Source organism: Bacillus sp. 9.4 (genome assembly GCF_055486415.1).
Window position 1 is genome coordinate 90,965 of the sequence record NZ_JBVFMU010000004.1, and the last position, 16,761, is coordinate 107,725.

The 16,761-nt window shown below is 46.0% G+C and carries 18 protein-coding genes; 8 read left to right on the plus strand and 10 right to left on the minus strand.

Annotated elements, in window-relative coordinates:
- Nucleotides 1–11: 11 nt before the first annotated feature.
- The 3 genes from ywaC to ACZ07B_RS16245 form a co-directional block, all read right to left on the minus strand.
- The gene (gene ywaC / locus ACZ07B_RS16235; RefSeq protein ID WP_464877434.1) at nucleotides 12–644 is read right to left on the minus strand and encodes a GTP pyrophosphokinase YwaC; all 633 of its coding nucleotides are present in this window, start codon (nucleotides 642–644) and stop codon (nucleotides 12–14) included.
- Between the two features lie 141 nt (nucleotides 645–785).
- Nucleotides 786–1,721, minus strand: coding sequence for a 1,4-dihydroxy-2-naphthoate polyprenyltransferase (locus ACZ07B_RS16240; protein WP_015714937.1), 936 nt, complete (start codon nucleotides 1,719–1,721; stop codon nucleotides 786–788).
- Between the two features lie 162 nt (nucleotides 1,722–1,883).
- Nucleotides 1,884–2,018, minus strand: a complete 135-nt coding sequence (locus tag ACZ07B_RS16245) for a hypothetical protein (RefSeq protein WP_021480955.1) — start codon at nucleotides 2,016–2,018, stop codon at nucleotides 1,884–1,886.
- 149 nt (nucleotides 2,019–2,167) lie between these two features.
- On the opposite strand from ACZ07B_RS16245, the gene ACZ07B_RS16250 reads away from it, so the two are divergent.
- The 7 genes from ACZ07B_RS16250 (at nucleotide 2,168) to ACZ07B_RS16280 (ending at nucleotide 8,542) form a co-directional block, all read left to right on the plus strand.
- Nucleotides 2,168–2,317 (plus strand): teichoic acid D-Ala incorporation-associated protein DltX, encoded by a 150-nt coding sequence (locus tag ACZ07B_RS16250; RefSeq protein WP_003227330.1) that lies wholly within the window; start codon nucleotides 2,168–2,170, stop codon nucleotides 2,315–2,317.
- Nucleotides 2,318–2,334: 17 nt separating this feature from the next.
- Nucleotides 2,335–3,846 carry a D-alanine--poly(phosphoribitol) ligase subunit DltA gene (gene dltA / locus ACZ07B_RS16255; RefSeq protein WP_217020006.1) on the plus strand — a complete coding sequence of 504 codons (1,512 nt, stop codon included), beginning with the start codon at nucleotides 2,335–2,337 and terminating at the stop codon, nucleotides 3,844–3,846.
- The gene (gene dltB / locus ACZ07B_RS16260; RefSeq protein WP_003227327.1) at nucleotides 3,843–5,030 is read left to right on the plus strand and encodes a D-alanyl-lipoteichoic acid biosynthesis protein DltB; all 1,188 of its coding nucleotides are present in this window, start codon (nucleotides 3,843–3,845) and stop codon (nucleotides 5,028–5,030) included. The genes dltA and dltB overlap by 4 nt, the downstream gene beginning before the upstream one ends.
- A 16-nt stretch (nucleotides 5,031–5,046) precedes the next feature.
- Nucleotides 5,047–5,283 carry a D-alanine--poly(phosphoribitol) ligase subunit DltC gene (gene dltC / locus ACZ07B_RS16265; protein WP_003227325.1) on the plus strand — a complete coding sequence of 79 codons (237 nt, stop codon included), beginning with the start codon at nucleotides 5,047–5,049 and terminating at the stop codon, nucleotides 5,281–5,283.
- Entirely contained in the window at nucleotides 5,283–6,461 is a 1,179-nt protein-coding gene (gene dltD, locus ACZ07B_RS16270; RefSeq protein ID WP_003227323.1) for a D-alanyl-lipoteichoic acid biosynthesis protein DltD, read from the plus strand. The genes dltC and dltD overlap by 1 nt, the downstream gene beginning before the upstream one ends.
- Before the next feature lie 90 nt (nucleotides 6,462–6,551).
- Nucleotides 6,552–7,310: an SDR family oxidoreductase gene (locus ACZ07B_RS16275; protein WP_041850366.1), complete on the plus strand. Its 759-nt coding sequence runs from the start codon at nucleotides 6,552–6,554 to the stop codon at nucleotides 7,308–7,310.
- 140 nt (nucleotides 7,311–7,450) lie between these two features.
- Nucleotides 7,451–8,542, plus strand: coding sequence for a branched-chain amino acid aminotransferase (locus ACZ07B_RS16280; RefSeq protein ID WP_464877435.1), 1,092 nt, complete (start codon nucleotides 7,451–7,453; stop codon nucleotides 8,540–8,542).
- 33 nt (nucleotides 8,543–8,575) lie between these two features.
- Here ACZ07B_RS16280 and licH read toward each other — a convergent pair whose 3' ends face one another.
- From licH to ACZ07B_RS16315, 7 genes are all read right to left on the minus strand, one after another.
- Nucleotides 8,576–9,904, minus strand: a complete 1,329-nt coding sequence (gene licH, locus ACZ07B_RS16285; RefSeq protein WP_003244285.1) for a 6-phospho-beta-glucosidase LicH — start codon at nucleotides 9,902–9,904, stop codon at nucleotides 8,576–8,578.
- Nucleotides 9,901–10,233, minus strand: coding sequence for a PTS lichenan transporter subunit IIA (gene licA, locus ACZ07B_RS16290; protein WP_003227313.1), 333 nt, complete (start codon nucleotides 10,231–10,233; stop codon nucleotides 9,901–9,903). Before licA ends, licH begins: the two co-directional genes overlap by 4 nt.
- Nucleotides 10,234–10,251: 18 nt before the next feature.
- Nucleotides 10,252–11,610 (minus strand): PTS lichenan transporter subunit IIC, encoded by a 1,359-nt coding sequence (licC, locus tag ACZ07B_RS16295; RefSeq protein WP_015250911.1) that lies wholly within the window; start codon nucleotides 11,608–11,610, stop codon nucleotides 10,252–10,254.
- 15 nt (nucleotides 11,611–11,625) lie between these two features.
- Nucleotides 11,626–11,934: a PTS lichenan transporter subunit IIB gene (licB, locus tag ACZ07B_RS16300; RefSeq protein ID WP_003218755.1), complete on the minus strand. Its 309-nt coding sequence runs from the start codon at nucleotides 11,932–11,934 to the stop codon at nucleotides 11,626–11,628.
- A gap of 128 nt (nucleotides 11,935–12,062) precedes the next feature.
- Complete coding sequence (gene licR, locus ACZ07B_RS16305; RefSeq protein WP_464877436.1) at nucleotides 12,063–13,982, minus strand: transcriptional regulator LicR; 1,920 nt, start codon at nucleotides 13,980–13,982, stop codon at nucleotides 12,063–12,065.
- Between the two features lie 162 nt (nucleotides 13,983–14,144).
- Nucleotides 14,145–14,303 (minus strand): hypothetical protein, encoded by a 159-nt coding sequence (locus tag ACZ07B_RS16310; protein WP_009968374.1) that lies wholly within the window; start codon nucleotides 14,301–14,303, stop codon nucleotides 14,145–14,147.
- Between the two features lie 27 nt (nucleotides 14,304–14,330).
- Nucleotides 14,331–14,921: a DNA-3-methyladenine glycosylase gene (locus ACZ07B_RS16315; RefSeq protein WP_017697246.1), complete on the minus strand. Its 591-nt coding sequence runs from the start codon at nucleotides 14,919–14,921 to the stop codon at nucleotides 14,331–14,333.
- A 128-nt stretch (nucleotides 14,922–15,049) separates the two neighbouring features.
- Between ACZ07B_RS16315 and katX the strand changes: the two genes are divergently transcribed.
- Nucleotides 15,050–16,693, plus strand: coding sequence for a catalase KatX (gene katX, locus ACZ07B_RS16320; protein ID WP_015385023.1), 1,644 nt, complete (start codon nucleotides 15,050–15,052; stop codon nucleotides 16,691–16,693).
- The last annotated feature ends 68 nt before the right edge of the window (nucleotides 16,694–16,761 follow it).

The following is a 16,761-nucleotide window of genomic DNA, read 5'->3' on the forward strand; positions in this document are numbered from 1 at the left end:
GCCGTCTTTTTTTAATCCACTTCTTTCTTAATCCCCAGCATTTTCTCATCTAGGTAATGGGCAATCTCCGCGGCTTCCTTCAGCTCATCTGTTAATTGCTTAGGAACGTCATTGTTCAATTTATAATAAATTTTATGTTCAAGGCTCGCCCAGAAATCCATCGCGATTGTCCGGATTTGAATTTCTGCTTTGACGTATTCCACACGGTTCGTTAAATTCACAGGCATCTCAATGATTAAATGCAGGCTTCGATAGCCATTCGGTTTGGGTGTCTGGATATAATCCTTTACCTTTACGATTCTCAAATCTTCATGCTGCTTCAACACATTCACGACATTATAAATGTCAGAAATAAAGGAACAGATGATGCGCACGCCGGCAATGTCGTGAATATGCTCCTTCATTTCCTTCGTCGTAATCTCACAGCCCTTTCTCATTAACTTATTCACGATGCTTTCAAAGCTTTTGACACGGGATTTTGTATGTTCAATCGGGTTGTGTCCGTGAATGAGGTTATATTCCTGGCTAATAATTGAGAACTTTGTATCGAGCGCATCTAGCGCAAATTTATAAACTAATAATTCATTTTTCCAGTCTTCCATTACTGCTTTTAAATCGTCCATATGTGTTACAGATAAATCCATTTTCGTCATCTCCTTTAACGGAACTTTATCCGCTGTCCATGTACTAGACGTCCCTGTCTGCTGCAAGGTTCTATGAATTTTTTTACAAAATGCGGTCGATTGTAACAAAAAAAGACCGCACGAAACGAGCGGTCTTTTTTATTATCGGAAATAGCTGATCAATAATCCGATCGAGAGCAGGAATCCGAAAAATGTATTTGTTTGGGCTGTTGATTTCATTGCGACAATCATATTCATCGGCATTTCGTTCTGGACGAAGCCCTTCACTGCCTGAACCGGCTTAGGCACGCTCAAAAAGACGACAAACAGCCATGGGCTTGCGGCACCGGTAATAACCAAGCCGACAACCCAGATATAAGCGACGGCAAACGACGCAGCTAACAGAGTAACAGCTCCCTTATGCCCCATCAAAATCGCCAATGTTTTGCGGCCGCCTTTTTTGTCCTCTTCAATATCACGAATGTTGTTCGACAGGTTAATCGCGCCGACAAGAATCGCAATCGGGATGGAAATCAAAATGCTTTGCGTGTTGATCATATCTGTCTGAATGAAAAACGAAATCAGCACAAACACCGAACCCATGCAAATGCCTGAGAATAATTCACCGAACGGCGTGTACGCAATCGGCAGCGGCCCGCCTGTATACAGGTAGCCGATCGCCATGCCGACAAGGCCGATCAGCGCAAGCCACCAGCTGCTGCTCGCACAAATATAGACACCGAGCAAAATGGCAATCCCGTATGATGCGAGAGCTAATTGCAAAATCGTTTTAGGCTTCATTCCGTGGCGTACAATTGCCCCTCCGATTCCGACTGATTCTGCTGTATCTAACCCGCGTTTAAAATCATAGTATTCATTAAATAAGTTCGTCGCGATCTGGATCCATAGGCAAGAAAACAGCATAGCCAAAAACAGCAGCAGATCAACCTTCACATAAAACATCGCCAAAACGGTTCCGAGCAGCACAGGCACAAACGATGCGGTTAACGTATGAGGACGAGTTAACTGCCAAAGGATCTGCCCCATGCTTTCTTTTTGCGGCGCTGTCTGACCCTCACCCTTATTTGTTTGGTTCATCTTCCTCTTCCTTTCTATTAAAAGGCTTACTTTTTTTCAGCCGGCAGCTTAATAAAAAACTCCTTTTGCTTCCTTATCTATCATAATGACTTCTCCCCTATTTCACAAGATACCGCAAGAAGGCGTTTTCTTTCTTATTATACGCTTCTCGCCCTGATTTCATTAGGTTTCTGCTTTCACTTGAACGAACAGGTACAGAAAAATTTTTTTAAGTACATTACACTTTTTAAAAGTTAAAAAGATCTTTTGACTCCAGCTATCTTTTCCTTTATTATGAATCAGCTCGAAACATTCCATTCTTGCCCTTGCAGGTATAAAGATTCATTTTCAAAAACATACGCCGATATATTAATTTGAGGGAGATTAGGGAAAAAATGAAACTTTTTGAGCATCTGATCGTCAAATACTCATGTGATTGTCGAAAAAACGGGAAGGGAATTTTTGATATGCTGCAATTAATGAAACAGCTGTATGAAAAACCCGCTGTCAAGTGGACATGTCATACAGGCTTTTATTTGATGATACTGCTTGTTTTGTTTTTTATGTATGGTTTTCACACCGCGAATACCGGTTCATATATTTATAACGATTTCTAATTGGAGAGAGAATAACTATGAAACTTTTACATGCTATTCAAACACATGCGGAAACTTATCCGCAAACCGATGCCTTCCGCTCTCAAGGCCAGTCGCTCACGTATCAGGAATTATGGGAGCAGTCTGACCGCGCGGCTGCCGCGATCCAAAAACGCATTTCTGGGGAAAAGAAATCTCCTATCCTTGTGTACGGCCATATGGAGCCGCACATGATCGTTTCCTTCTTGGGAAGTGTCAAAGCGGGACATCCTTATATTCCGGTTGACCTGTCCATTCCGTCCGAACGGATTGCGAAAATTATCGAAAGTTCTGGAGCAGAATTGCTGATCCATGCAGCAGGACTCTCAATTGATGCAGTCGGCCAGCAGATTCAGACAGTTTCTGCGGAAGAACTGCTGGAAAACGAAGGCGGCTCTGTCATCCAAGATCAATGGGTTAAGGAACACGAGACGTTTTATATCATTTACACTTCCGGGAGCACAGGAAATCCGAAAGGCGTGCAGATTTCCGCTGCGAATCTTCAAAGCTTCACAGACTGGATTTGTGCAGACTTTCCAGTCAGCGGAGGAAAAATATTTTTAAACCAAGCGCCGTTCTCATTTGATTTGTCTGTCATGGACCTATATCCGTGCCTTCAATCAGGCGGGACTTTACATTGCGTGACAAAGGATGCTGTGAACAAGCCGAAAGTCTTATTTGAAGAGCTGAAGAAGTCCGGGCTGAATGTGTGGACATCAACACCTTCCTTTGTGCAAATGTGCCTGATGGATCCGGGTTTTTCACAGGATCTGCTGCCTCATGCGGACACATTTATGTTTTGCGGAGAGGTTCTTCCGGTTTCTGTGGCAAAAGCGCTGCTTGAGCGTTTTCCGAAAGCGAAGATTTTTAATACGTACGGCCCGACTGAAGCGACAGTGGCTGTCACATCGGTTGAAATTACGGATGACGTCATCAGCCGCAACGAATCGCTTCCAGTGGGCTTCGCCAAACCAGATATGAACATTTTCATTATGGATGAACAGGGACAGCCGCTTCCTGATGGAGAAAAAGGAGAAATCGTCATTGCAGGGCCGAGTGTAAGCCGAGGCTACCTTGGTGAGCCAGAGCTGACGGAAAAAGCGTTTTTCTCTCATGAAGGCCAGTGGGCATACCGAACTGGCGATGCCGGCTTTATTCAAGACGGTCAGATTTTCTGCCAAGGACGTTTGGATTTTCAGATTAAACTTCACGGCTATCGAATGGAGCTGGAGGAAATCGAGTTCCATGTCAGACAGTCACAGTACGTTCGCTCTGCTGTCGTGATTCCTTATCAGCCAAACGGAACAGTTGAGTACCTGATCGCTGCTATTGTGCCTGAGGAGCATGAGTTCGAGAAGGAATTCCAGCTGACAAGCGCTATTAAAAAAGAGCTTGCCGCTTCTCTTCCGGCATATATGATCCCAAGAAAATTTATCTATCAGGATCACATTCAAATGACGGCTAACGGCAAAATTGACCGAAAACGCATTGGCGAAGAGGTTCTTGTATGACGCCTTACAGCTCGTTTTTATTCTTTATACTGCTTGGCATTCTTCTTCTGCCGACGATCATTCTCGGCTTAAACGGAAAAAGATTTCAAGCATACAACATGTTCATATCTATCATTATATTGGCTTTAATTTTTTCGCACGACTTACACGGGGTCATCGCGCTGTGCCTGTTTACAATATGGCAGGTGCTCCTGATCAGCGGCTATCTGGCATACCGGCAGAAAGCGAACAGCGGCTTTGTCTTCTGCGGGGCTGTTATCGCGTCTATTCTGCCTTTATTTCTGTCAAAAATATGGCCGTTTCTTTCACACCCGCAGCCGCATCATCCGCCGCATAACCTGATCAGCTTTTTAGGTATTTCGTATTTAACCTTTAAAGGCGTTCAGCTGATTATGGAAGCAAGAGACGGACTGCTGAAAGAACAGCTGCCATTGCACCGCCTGCTGTATTTCATCCTGTTTTTCCCGACGATTTCCTCCGGCCCGATCGACAGATACCGCCGGTTCGTCAAGGATGAACAGAAGGCTTGGACGAAAGAAGAATACGCCGACCTGCTGTATACGGGAATCCATAAAATCTTCATCGGTTTCCTGTATAAATTTATTATCGGCTACGCGATCAATACGTACTTCATCATGAATCTTCCCGCAATCACGCACAATAAGATTCTTGGGAACCTGCTGTACATGTACGGCTACAGCATGTATTTATTCTTTGATTTCGCCGGCTACACGATGTTTGCCGTCGGGGTCAGCTACATTATGGGCATTAAATCACCAGAAAACTTTAATAAACCGTTTATCAGTAAAAATATTAAAGATTTCTGGAATCGCTGGCATATGTCTCTGTCATTTTGGTTCAGAGATTATGTGTTTATGAGATTCGTATTTTGGATGACTAAGAAAAAGTGGATCAAAAACCGTATGGCCGTCTCTAACATCGGGTATTTCCTGCTGTTTATGCTGATGGGGGTTTGGCACGGGCTCGCGCCGCAATATATCATCTACGGCCTTTATCACGCCGTGCTGATGACATGTTACAACTTTTTCGAGAAGTGGAATAAGAAATATAAATGGCTGCCGTCCAACCGCTGGACAACCATTCTCGCTATTGTGATCACATTCCATTTCGTTTGCTTCGGGTTTTACATTTTCTCAGGAAAACCATTTCATCACCACCATTAAAGGAGATTAGAAAGCTATGGATTTTAAACAAGAGGTATTAGACGTTTTAGCAGAGGTTTGCCAGGATGACATCGTAAAGGAAAATCCTGATATTGAAATTTTTGAAGAAGGTTTGCTTGATTCTTTTGGAACAGTAGAATTGCTGCTTGCGATTGAAAACCGTTTTGATATTTTAGTGCCGATCACTGAATTTGACCGGGACGTTTGGAATACACCTAACAACATTGTAAATCAGCTGTCTGAGTTGAAATAATGAAAAAGCGTTTTTTCGGTCCAATTATTTTGGCGTTTATTCTATTCGCAGGCGCCATCGCAATTCCATCTTCATGGCTGACAGGCTTCATCACCGATAAGCGTGTGAAAGAGTCAGCAACAGCCTTGAATCCGAGTATGTTTCAAGGGCTATATTTACAAGATCAGATGCTCAAAGATCCGACATATCTTCCGATTTACGGGTCTTCTGAGCTTTCTCGGCTGGACGAGTTCCACCCATCTAATTATTTTCAGGTAAACAATGAGGGATTCACGCCATACCTTGTCGGCAAAGGCGGATCCCAGTCATTGATTCATTCTTTAAACTTCGCTGCCCATATGGATCAGCTGAAGGGCAAAAAAATCGTATTCATCGTGTCTCCGCAATGGTTTATTAAGCGCGGGTCTGATGAACAGCATTTCGCGCCGAACTATTCTGCGCTGCAAGGGCTTGATTTGGCATTTAACGATCAGATCGATCCTGAAATTAAAAAGAAAATGATGAAACGCATGCTTCGCTTTAAGGCTGTGCAAAACGATGCCATTCTTTCTGAGCTGTACAAAGCAATGGTAAACGGCCAGACGTGGAAAGTGAACGCGCTGAAGCCGGCGGCGAAAGTGTATTACAGCATGCTGGAAAAGAAAGATCTGTATTATTCAACGACAGAATCATCCGGGCCAAAGCGCTATATCTCGCAGTCAGTAAAGGATAAGTCATGGTCTGAATTGAATAAACTAGCGGATCAATCGGGCAAACGCCACTCCGGTTCTAACGATTTTCACATCGACAACCCTGTCTATAAAAAGCTGAAGCCGAAAGTGCCTAAGCTGAAAGGGAAAAACAAAGGAAGATCGTATGCGGTGTCACCGGAATATGGCGACTTTGAAATGATGCTCGATATCCTGAAGGATGCGGGCGCAGAGCCTATGTTTGTCACCATTCCTGTTAACGGGAAATGGTACGATTACACGGGCTTCCCGAAAAAAGGACGCACTGACTATTACAAAAAGGTAAATAAACAAATCAGAGCGAAGGGCTTCCAGGTTGCTGATTTCTCAGGGCATGAATATGACCCGTATTTCATGAAAGACACCATTCACATCGGCTGGAAAGGCTGGGTGTATGTCGATAAAGCAATTGACGAATTTTATAAAACCGGAAAAGTCACTTCATCCTGAGCATCTCATAGGACGCGGCTGCATATTTCCTGCTAAGATTTGAAATAGTAAAGGAATCACAGCCAACTTAATTAAGAGGTGTTACATCCAATGAAGATGACAGGCAATACGGTTTTAATCACAGGGGGTTCTGCTGGCATCGGGCTTGAACTGGCCAAGCGCCTGCTGGAAATTGGCAATGAAGTTATCATTTGCGGACGCAGCGAAGCACGTCTTGCAGAAGCGAAGCAGCAGCTCCCAAACATCCATACAAAGCAATGTGATGTTGCAGACCGTTCGCAGCGGGAAGCATTGTATGAATGGGCTTTAAAGGAATATCCGAACTTGAATGTTCTCGTCAACAACGCCGGCATTCAAAAGGAAATTGACTTTAAAAAAGGGACAGAGGATCTTTTTGTGGACGGTGATGAAATTGAACTTAATTTCCAAGCGCCTGTCCATTTATCCGCCCTTTTCACACCTCATTTGATGAAGCAGCCTGAAGCGGCAATCGTTCAGGTCACATCCGGGCTTGCGTTTAACCCGTTAGCTGTTTATCCGGTGTACTGCGCAACAAAAGCAGCACTTCACTCGTTCTCGCTTACGCTCAGACACCAGCTCCGCGACACGAGCGTGGAAGTGATTGAAATGGCACCGCCTATGGTGGACACGGGCTTAAACCAAAAATCACGCGATAAACAAGGCCTGACGTACCGGGGCATTTCATCTGAAGAATATGTTCAATATTTCTTGGACGGCTTGAAGGAAGGCAAACAGGAGATTACAAATGAACGTGTTGAAGGTCTTCGGGATGCCACTCGCGCCGATTATGACAGGTTATTCGAGCATATGAACACGCAGGAGAATTAATTTCTCCTGCTTTTTTCATATGAATTTCTTACAAATTTGAGCAAACCTATTGCGATTATTTGTTGAAGGTATACAATAGAATATAATTATTTTCAAATAAGTTTGATAATATAAACAATTTAACAGCAGGGAGATTGACCATGACTAAACAAACGATTCGCGTTGAATTGACATCAACAAAAAAACCGAAACCAGACCCCAATCAGCTTTCGTTCGGAAGAGTGTTTACAGACCACATGTTTGTAATGGACTATGCGGCAGATAAAGGTTGGTACGATCCAAGAATCATTCCTTATCAACCCTTATCAATGGATCCGGCCGCAATGGTCTATCACTACGGCCAAACCGTGTTTGAAGGGTTAAAGGCTTACGTGTCAGAGGATGACCATGTTCTGCTTTTCAGACCGGAAAAAAATATGGAACGCCTGAATCAATCAAACGACCGCCTCTGCATCCCGCAAATTGATGAAGAACAGGTTCTTGAAGGCTTAAAGCAGCTTGTCGCAATTGATAAAGACTGGATTCCAAATGCGGAGGGCACGTCCCTTTACATCCGTCCGTTCATCATCGCAACCGAGCCTTTCCTTGGTGTTGCGGCATCTCATACGTATAAGCTCTTGATCATTCTTTCTCCGGTCGGCTCTTATTACAAAGAAGGCATTAAGCCGGTCAAAATCGCTGTTGAAAGTGAATTTGTCCGTGCGGTAAAAGGCGGAACAGGAAATGCCAAAACCGCAGGGAACTATGCTTCAAGCTTAAAAGCGCAGCAGGTCGCCGAAGAGAAAGGATTTTCCCAAGTGCTTTGGCTGGACGGCATTGAGAAGAAATACATCGAAGAAGTCGGAAGCATGAACATCTTCTTCAAAATCAACGGTGAAATCGTAACGCCGATGCTGAACGGAAGCATCCTGGAAGGCATTACGCGCAATTCAGTCATCGCCTTGCTTAAGCATTGGGGCCTTCAAGTTTCAGAACGAAAAATTGCGATCGATGAGGTCATCCAAGCCTATAAAGACGGCATCCTGGAAGAAGCCTTCGGAACTGGTACAGCAGCTGTTATTTCCCCAGTCGGCGAGCTGATTTGGCAGGATGAAACACTTTCGATCAACAACGGTGAAACAGGGGAAATCGCAAAAAAACTATATGACACGATTACAGGCATTCAAAAAGGCGCTGTCGCAGACGAATTCGGATGGACGACCGAAGTCGCAGCGCTGACTGAAAGCAAATAAGAAAAAAGCCGGCCCATTACAGGCCGGCTTTTTTTACGCTTCAATTTTGTTGAAAAACTGCGGCAGATACGCTTTGTGCGCCTCCAGCATTTCGTCTAAAATCTGTTTGGCCACAGTATCGGACGGGACAAGCGGGTTAATCGTCATGGCAAGGAGTGCAGTTTGATAGTCACCTGTAACTGCCGCTTCTGCCGCGACACGTTCAAAGGATTTGATTTGCTGGACGAGGCCGCGGACAGACACCGGCAAGTCGCCGACAGCAATTGGCTTAGGGCCGGTTTTCGTCATCACACAGTTCACTTCAACTGCGGAATCGTCTGGAATGCTCGCTATTGCACCATTATTGATCGTGTTCACCGGCTGAATGTCATGTTTATCATTATAAATGGAGCTGATTAAGTTACATGCTGCATCACTGTAGTAAGCTCCGCCCCGTTTTTCCAGCTGCGGCGGTTTGATCGCAAGGTTTGGATCTTTATAAAGCTCGAACAGCTCTTTTTCGACCTTCTGTACGACTTCAGCGCGGGTGCCCTCCGTTTGTGATGCTTCAAGTTCGTGCTCCAGCATCTCTTTTGTTTTGAAATAGTAACGGTGATAGCCGCAAGGGATGACATTGAGCGCTTTTAAGAAATCCGGTTCCCATTCGGCGCCTGAGATATTTTTCATTGTCATCGCGTTTTTCGGGTCGCCCATCGCCTCGATGACTTGCTCCTTCACACTTACGCCGTCCAAGAAAACATCCAGCCCGAATACCATATGGTTCAGTCCGGCGAATTGGACTTCTACGCGGTCTACATCTACATCAAGCGCTTTGGCTACGCCCATTTTGATGCCGATTGGAACATTACAGAGACCGACGACTTTCTTCAGGTTGGAGTAGCGAAGCAAGGCTTCTGTTACCATGCCGGCAGGGTTTGTGAAGTTAACAAGCCAAGCGTTCGGGCAAAGCTCTTCTATGTCCTTTGCGATCTCAAGGATGACCGGAATTGTGCGCAATCCTTTAAACAGGCCTCCCGGGCCGTTTGTTTCCTGGCCTATTACACCGTATTTTAGCGGAATTCGCTCATCCTTTGCTCTTGCCTGCAAAAGTCCGACGCGGAATTGAGTCGTGACAAAGTCTGCGTCTTTCAGCGCTTTTCTCCGATCGAGCGTAAGATGAATGTCAATCGGGACGCCAGCTTTTTCAACCATCCGTTTGGCGAGTGTGCCGACAATATTCAGCTTTTCTTCGCCCTCGGGGATATCGACAAGCCATAATTCACGGACAGGCAGCTCATCATACCGTTTAATGAACCCCTCCACTAGCTCGGGCGTATAGCTTGAACCTCCGCCAATCGTTACAATCTTCAATCCTTTTGTCATATGCTTGCTCCCCTTTGCTCGGTGATTTTTTCATATAACTCAATGATCTCTGCAGCCATATCCTTCACTGTCATTGCATTCATTAAATGATCCTGTGCATGAACCATCAGAAGCGTCATTTCCGTCTTTTCTCCGCCCGCTTCATTTTGGATCAGCTCTGTCTGATAATGATGGGCTTTTGACAATTCTTCAGCAGCGTCTTGAAGCTTTTTCCGCGCTTCTTCTGCGTCACCGCTTTTCGCAGCGGCAATGGCCTCCATTGCGGAGCTTCTACCGTTTCCTCCGTGAAGGATGATTTGAAAAATGATTTGTTCCATTTCCTCATTCACGCGATTCACTTCCTTTCTCTACAGAGCCGCTTCTTTGTCATCTGATGCTGCAGGCGTTTGGACCAGCTCCAGATCGTTTTCTTCTTTCAGCTTCTGCTTATCCCACATTCTGAAGAATGGATAGTAGACAACAAAGGACACGGCAATATTAATGGCTTGCATGACCGCGCCTGAGACTTTTCCTCCTGTCGCCAAGTAGCCTGAAAAGATCGGCGGCATGGTCCACGGCACTGCGATACCCGCCGGTTTTGCGACAAGGCCGGTGCTCATTCCGATGTACGTAAGTGTCACTGTGACAAGCGGTGTGATGATAAACGGAAGTAAGAGCATTGGGTTCATGACGATCGGCATTCCGAATATAATCGGTTCGTTAATATTGAAGATGGCCGGGCCGACCGCAAGCTTCCCGAGCTGCTTCATTTGTTTGCTTCGGGCGCGCAGGAACATCGTGACAACCAGTGCCAATGTGGCGCCGCTTCCGCCGATATTGACCCAGATATCGAAAAATTGCTGGGTGAAAATCTTAGGAAGCTCCTCACCGGCTTGGAATGCGATCCGGTTGGCATCCATTGCGCCGTACCAAATCGGTGCCATGACGCCGCCGACAATGTTTGCACCGTGAAGGCCGCAGGCCCATAAAAGCATTTTGACGGCTTCGGCGACAAGGCTTCCTCCAAGGCTTCCTCCCAGAATGGAAAGCGGAGTCCCCAATAAAACGCTTACAATATTATGAAGGCTTTCAAACGGTGTCGCTTCAACAATCAGCCGGGCTGCCCAAATCAGGAAGATGACGGCAAAGCCGGGGATTAACGCGACAAATGACTTGCTTACCGCCGGCGGAACACCGTCCGGCATTTTGAAGACTAAATTGCGCTGGATAATGAGGCGGTAAATCTCTGTGGACACCATTGCGATAATCATGGCGACAAACAGGCCTTTGCTTCCCATGAGCGAAAGCGGAATCCCGCCGCCAACCATGATTTCTTTCGTCGCGCCATCCGGCATAAACGGCACTTGATAAGGTGTTGCTAATAAAAATGCCGCAAGGGAAATGGCTCCGGCCGACAAGGCATCAACGCCGTATTTCTCGGCGAGCCGGTAGGCGATGCCGAACGCGGCGACAAGACCCATAATTTCAAAGGTCGCGTCGACTGGGTAGGCCAGTTTTTCAGACCAGGAGCTGCCAAACGTTTTTGCCATAAACTCAGCGTATCCCGGGATCGGGAGGTTGCCAATGATGAGGAAAAAGGAACCGATGATAATCAGGGGCATCGTGAGGATGATACCATCACGCAGCGCCTGCAAATGACGCTGTCCCGCAATTCTTCCCGCTATAGGCATGACCTTTTCTTCTAAGATCTGATTGACTTTATTCACATAGCCCGCCCCTCTCTATGACACATGTCCAAGCTGTTCAGCTGATTTCAGCACTTCCGCCCCATTGCACGTGCCATAATGGACGGTATTAATGACGTCTACCGGAACCCCCTTTGACTCTCCTAATTTTTTGAGCTGCGGAAGCATGTAACGGACTTGCGGACCGAGAAGCAATACATCCGCTTTATCGATATGATTTTGTACAGAATCGCCTGAAACTGCCCAAATGGTATAGTCTTTTCCCTGTTCCTGCGCACTTTTTTCCATCTTGCTCACCAGTAAGCTAGTAGACATGCCTGCTGCACAAACGAGTAATATATTCATGTAAAAGACCCCCTAGAGTTTGATCAATTTTGTAATGTCCTGCTGTTGCTATCATCATATTATGAAATCGCTTTCATAAACACTCAGGGTTTTTCCGCAGGCAACGGAAAAAAGGTATATACAGGCTGTCAGCTCAGCATTTTTTGGTCAAACACATCCGAAAGCTCTTGATACGAACGGCATTTGACCAGCTGGTTCACCGCCGCCGGGTCATCCAAAATGCTGCCAAGCAGTTTATACATGCTTTGCAAATCCGCTTTGTTCTCCTTTTCGACACAAAGCAGACAGACAAATTGAACTCGCTGACTCTCCCAATCGATCGGTTTTTTGAGCGTACAAACGGCCCAAAACGTTGTTTTCGTCTGCGGAACAAGCGGGTGCGGGATGGCAACAAGATTGCCAAAACACGTTGGCGACATGTCTTCTCTTTCAAAAATGGAATCTATGATTTCTTCATCGGCAAAGCCGCATTCGACCGCTTTCTGCCCTAAAAATTGAATCACTTCTTCTTTTGAGCGCAGATCCTCCTGAAAAAAAACGAGTTCTTTTTTTAGGTAGCGATTGGCTTTTTCCTTTTCATCACTCAGAATAGATTCTATTTTTGTAAAGTCAGTTCCGCCTAAGATGGTGTTAACCTTCAGTACTGGTACAGGGAGCTCTTTTTTAATCGGAATGGTGCTGATGACAAAATCAATTGATTCGTAGGACATTTGATCAAGACTATAATACTCAGCCGTTCCAAGAATATCGAGCCGCTTGCCGAAATAGGAACGCAGTTTTTCGCGCAGAAGCTGGGCGCTTCCGGCACCCGATGCGCATACAATGATACAGCGTTTCGGCGGACTTTCTGTTTTTTTTCGTTCAATCGCGGCGCCAAAGTGGAGAGCCAAATATCCAATTTCGTTTTCATGAATCTCAATACCCGTTTGTTCCTTTATCACGATTCCGGCAATGATCCCGGCTTCAAAAGCGAGTGGATAATGTTCCTTGATCGCTGCCAGCATCGGATTTCGAAGATTCATGCCGTATCGGTTGCGGCTGATCGCCGGCTTCATATGCAGGGCCAAGCCGATTTTCAGCTCTTTGTCATGCAGGATGCCAAGCTTCAGTTCACGATCAACAGCTTTGATCATGGCAAGTGTCAGCTGATCGGTTTCTTCTTCTATTGAAAATGTGTCCTCTCCGCAATGTGTCATTCGTTTTGTGCCAAGGAGATGCATGGTGATGTAGGCCGTCTCGTCTTTCGGAAACGTAACGGCAAGCGCTGATTCCAGCTCTTTTACGATGGCTTCTGCAGCCTGGTACTCCTTTTGATGCAGGATATGATCCATATCTTTCGGGAAAAGAGAAACATAGTTTTCCGTTCTGATCCGTTTACAGGCGATAGCGATATGGATAATGAGGTTATTCAGTCCCATGTTGGACAGAGGGATGCGGTCGTTTTTCATTTTTTTCAAGATGGCGGAACGGATGATCTCAATTTCTTCTTTTGGCAAAATATCAGCCTTTTCATTTAAAACATCTATCTCCGTTTCTCTTTCATCAACAATGTACTCCGCCATGCAGTACCTCATCTGCACCTCGTCCCCGCGCAGCTTGAAGCCGTAATTCGGACGTGTTTCCATGACGATGCGGTAAGGCAGCAGACGTTTCTTTACTTCCTTTAAATCCGTTTGGAGTGTAGATTTTGAGATAAATAGTTCTTCAGCAAGTTCATCAAGCTTGAGATAATGGTCCGCCAGCAGCAGACGTTTCATAAGATAGGCCATTCTCTCCTCCGGCAATACCGGCAGGCCCTTTTTTTGCTGAAATACATCTTGCAGCAGTGTTCTGAATACTTGCTCGTCATCAATGCGGAGCTTGTAGCCGGAGCCTCTTACAGATTGTACAAAGGCACCGTGACCGCTTAGCACACCTTGAAGTTCCTTTATATCATTGCGGACTGTCCGCGTCGTTACGTTTAATTGCGCGGCAAAAAACGAACTTGTCACCGGGGCTTCAGCCGCCATCAGCAAGCGCAGAATATCACGAAGTCGCCCATGAAGCATGAGAAAAACCTCCTATCTAGTAGATGCAGGGATTCAGTGAATAGGCAGAAAGGATGATGAAGGGATGCGAAATGTATATAAATTCTATAATGGAGAGAATGGCAAGTCAATGAGCATCCGGAGGACTAGAGGGAAAACTGACCTATAAAAAAACAGCCGGGGTCAGCCGGCTGTTCTAGATGCGGACATATTCTTTTGTTTAGACGCCTTGCGGTCCTTCATGATTTTTCGAACAATCGGGTAAATGACCGGCGCCCATTTGATAACGGTTTTGATCATCTTTTTCAAAGCTCCGATTCTCCCTTCTTTTTTCTCAACCATTCCCCTGATTGCCTCTTCCTTAAACATTTAACGCGACACGTACCTGTTTCCCGTCACCCAGAAACGCCATGGATAATCGCGTGCCTCCCCGCTGTTGTCAATGCCGATGCGCGGGCCGGTTGAAATTGCTTCCGGTGTGTACCCGCTTTCGATGTAAAGCGGCTGTTCCGTGATCCAGCGTCCGTAGTCATTCATCGTAACGCCAAGCGCTTTCGTCAGCTTTCCGGGTCCGTTTGTCCATTCCCTCGGACTCCTGCCCGGCCTTCTCTCCTCCATTAACAGCTGGCCTTCATGCGGCTCAATCGCCCTGATTAATACCGCTTGCGGAACATCCTCTTCCGCGGCAACGACATTCAGCAATGTATGGGTGTGCATCACATATGTATATACCCGCCCAGCTTCTGCAAACATGATCTCAGTCCGCTTCGTCCGGCGGTTGTTAAAGCTGTGGGCCGCTCTGTCTCCAGCCCCCATATAGGCCTCTGTTTCCACAATAAAGCCTGACGCTATACCTTCGTCTGTTTCTTTTACAAGAAGGCAGCCCAGAAGCGATGGGGCAAGCTCAAGAGCGGTTTTTTGATAAAACGTGATGGGCAGCGGATTTTTTTCTCTCGTCACGAATCGACCTCTCCTTTTACCGATTTTTGTACATTGTACCATTCCCGAAGCAGATCAAAAAAAACGGCTGTTTTAAAATCTTTCCATTCAGGGAATATTGTTACCGTTCAAAAAAGGAGGGCCAACCATTGAAAGATGATCATCAAAACAAGCAGCACCAATCAAATGCCCAAGGGAGCGAGGAAGCGCTTTCTCATAAGACATCCGGGAAAAACGAGTCAGAGGATACCTTAACGAATAGGCAGGGGCATCCTGTTACTGACAACCAGAATGTGAGAACCGTCGGGAATAGAGGGCCTACAACACTTGAGAACTATGATTTTCTCGAAAAGATCAGCCACTTCGACCGGGAACGCATCCCAGAGCGGGTTGTTCATGCCAGGGGAGCAGGTGCACATGGATATTTTGAAGCGTACGGAAGCTTCGGAGACGAACCGATTTCAACATACACACGGGCCAAGCTCTTTCAGGAAAAAGGCAAGAAAACACCGGCATTTGTCCGTTTTTCAACTGTGAATCATGGAAAACACTCGCCTGAAACATTGAGAGACCCGCGCGGTTTTGCTGTAAAGCTATATACAGAAGACGGAAACTGGGATTTGGTCGGAAACAACCTGAAAATCTTTTTTATCCGCGACCCGCTGAAATTTCCGGATCTTGTACACGCATTTCAGCCTGATCCAGTGACCAACATCCAGGATGGTGAACGTATTTTCGATTTCATTTCTCAATCTCCTGAAGCGACACACATGATCACCTTCTTGTTTTCGCCTTGGGGCATTCCGGCCAACTACCGGCAAATGCAGGGCTCAGGCGTACATGCCTATAAATGGGTGAATGAGGAGGGCAAGGCCGTTCTCGTGAAATACCATTTTGAACCGAAGCAGGGCATCCGCAACCTGACACAGAAGGAAGCAGAAGAGATTCAAGGGAAAAACTTTAACCATGCCACACAGGATTTATATGACGCGATTGAAAATGGCGATTATCCAGAGTGGGAAGTGTATGCTCAAATCATGAGTGATGATGAGCATCCTGAACTGGACTTTGATCCTCTTGATCCGACAAAACTGTGGTATAAAGACGATTTCCCATGGAAACCGATCGGCAAATTGGTTCTGAACAAAAATCCGGAAAACTACCATGCGGAAGTGGAGCAAGCTTCATTTGGAACGGGAGTGCTTGTCGACGGGCTTGATTTTTCAGACGACAAATTGCTCCAGGGGCGTACGTTTGCCTACTCTGATACGCAGCGCTACCGTGTAGGCGCAAATTACCTGCAGCTTCCGATCAACTCGCCGAAAAAGCATGTCGCCACCAACCAGGAAGGCGGGCAAATGCAATATCGGGTCGATAGAGCAGAAGGACAAAACCCGCACGTCAACTATGAGCCATCCATTATGGGCGGGCTGAAGGAAGCGAAGCAGGACGGAAAAGACCATACGCCGCATGTCGAAGGTGATGTAAAGCGTGAAGCGATTGACAGAACAAACAACTTCGGACAGGCTGGAGAAACGTACCGGAGATTTACTGAATTTGAGCGGAACGAACTGATTACGAATTTGGTGAATACGCTTTCTACGTGCCGAAAAGAAATTCAGGATCAAATGATTGAGAATTTCACAAAAGCTGATCCTGACTACGGAAAACGCGTAGCAGAAGGGCTAAAAAAGGTTTCCGAAAACAACAGCAACGGGCCGATCGGCACAACTGAAACGGAACAGGCTGCAAAGCAGGCTGAACAGGAGAGCCATCCATCTGATCCGTATTAACAACAGCGAACAGGGCTTTTTTGAAGCCCTGTTTTTTTATTTTTCTATTGAAACGCTTTCAACAATTG